The sequence below is a fragment of the Cryobacterium sp. PH31-AA6 genome (assembly GCF_030063195.1).
Lineage (GTDB): Bacteria > Actinomycetota > Actinomycetes > Actinomycetales > Microbacteriaceae > Cryobacterium.
In genome coordinates this window covers 1-1,748 of sequence record NZ_JASISS010000058.1, presented here as the reverse complement: position 1 = coordinate 1,748, position 1,748 = coordinate 1, and the positions used below count along the sequence as shown (strand labels likewise).

General features: G+C 62.6%; 1 protein-coding gene. It reads right to left on the bottom strand.

All coding sequences use genetic code 11. From position 1 onward, the window contains the following. Window positions 1-117: 117 nt before the first annotated feature. Window positions 118-1,599 (bottom strand): integrase core domain-containing protein, encoded by a 1,482-nt coding sequence (locus QMG61_RS17340; RefSeq protein WP_283495583.1) that lies wholly within the window; start codon window positions 1,597-1,599, stop codon window positions 118-120. Between the last annotated feature and the right edge of the window lie 149 nt (window positions 1,600-1,748).

Below are 1,748 nucleotides of genomic sequence, written 5' to 3'. Positions count from 1 at the left end.
ATGTGTAATCGCATGAGGTTGTTTACACACGTTCTCATCACCTTGTTTACAACCTCTCTCATCACGTTGTTTACACACGATGTCGCCACGTTGTTTACACCCGTCTCATGACGTCGTTTACAACCGACGGAACCGCCTGGCCGCCCCATCTTGCGGGGCCGTGAGGTCTTGATCTGTCGGGAAGTGCTCTTCCTCGTAGGTCAGGTGTTTGTGGAGCCAGGCCGGTTTCGGGTCGCGGATCTTCGCGCCGGCGACTTGCCAGAGTGGGAAGGGTTCCTGGGTGGCGGCGGTACGCAGGGGCAGCGGGAAGTAGATGCTCTCGACGCCGCTGAACGCGTCGAACATCGTGAACTCGGTCTCGGTGGTCACCACCAGGTAGGTCCCGACCAGGGTCGTGGGGACCTTGATCCTGATGCTGTGGAAGTAGATCTGCGGGTTGGCGCGGGTGATGACGACGTGGTCCGGGGAATCGCGCAGCCGACCGCCGTGGGGCTTTGGCTGCTCGCCCGGCTCGGTGGGAATTGTCGTCGCCTGCAGATCAACCGCTTCGGTGCCATCGGCCTGGTCGGCGAGGTTTCTATCGCGATAGGAATCGGCTCGCGCCTGCAGCACGTCGTGGCTGATCGGAATCCCGTCGGTGGGGTGGTGTTCGGCGGCCTCCCATGCCTGTCCCGGGGTCATCGACCCGGGCAGTGCCTGGTGCCGGCGGCGGTAGTTGTAATAGGTGCGGTACTCGGCGATCAGGGCCGTTAACCGCTCCAGGCTGTCGGGGGCGTTGGCGTCGAGGAATCTCAGGATCGTCTGGTGACTGCGCTCGTTCTTGCCCTGCGTTTGCGGGTGTCTTCCCCGGCCGGTGATCCCGAGGCAGCCGCGGTCGGCCAGAAACCGCTCGGTGGCTGAGATGTTGCCGCGCCGGGTCTGGCTGAATGCGAGGCCGTTGTCACTGAGCAGCTCCTTCGGCACCCCGTGGTCGGCGAATGCGGCGCCCAGCGTGACGATCGCATCGGTGCCGTTCTCCGGATCGGTGAAACACATGGTGCCGACGTCGAACCGGGTGGAGTCATCCAGCAACTGGTACACGGTGACCTTCGTCCCCCGTTCAGCAGCGCTCTGGGCGTCGGCCAGGCGGTATTCGAACGCGTCGAGCTGCCACATCTCCATCGCCGCCGCACGGGAGAACCGCAGCCAGGCTGACCGCGGGCGCTTGCGCGGGTTCGCTTTCGTAACACCGGCGGACGCCAGGATGCGGGCGATGGTCGCCACCGACGGGACCGGGGCTACGAACTCGCCGGTGTCGACCCCGGTGAACCAGATCGATTTGGGCCCGCTATCCCACCCCTCCTTCTTCAGCCGGGCACGAATCCGCAACACGATCTCAGTCGTCTGGTGGTCGAAGACTCGCGCCGGGTTGTTCGGGGCCGAGGAACGTGGATTCAGCGCCGTGTTGCCCTCGTGAAGGAAACGCCGCCGGATGTTATAGAACGAGGGCCGACTGATATTCAGGCCTTGGCAGAACTCGGAAACACTGGGCCCATCGGCGGCAAACGGGTCAAATTCGATGATCTGGCGACGGACGGAAGGAGTAAGGGATCTAGGCACTCCCCATTATCGAAACCACGCTGCCGCCGAGGTTCCGCCGCCACCGGACCTGTAATCAAGGTCGTGAGAGATCCCGTAAACAAGGTGCTGAGACATGGTGTCAACAAAGTCATGAGACAGGTTGTAAACAAAGAGTTGAGACAGCACAT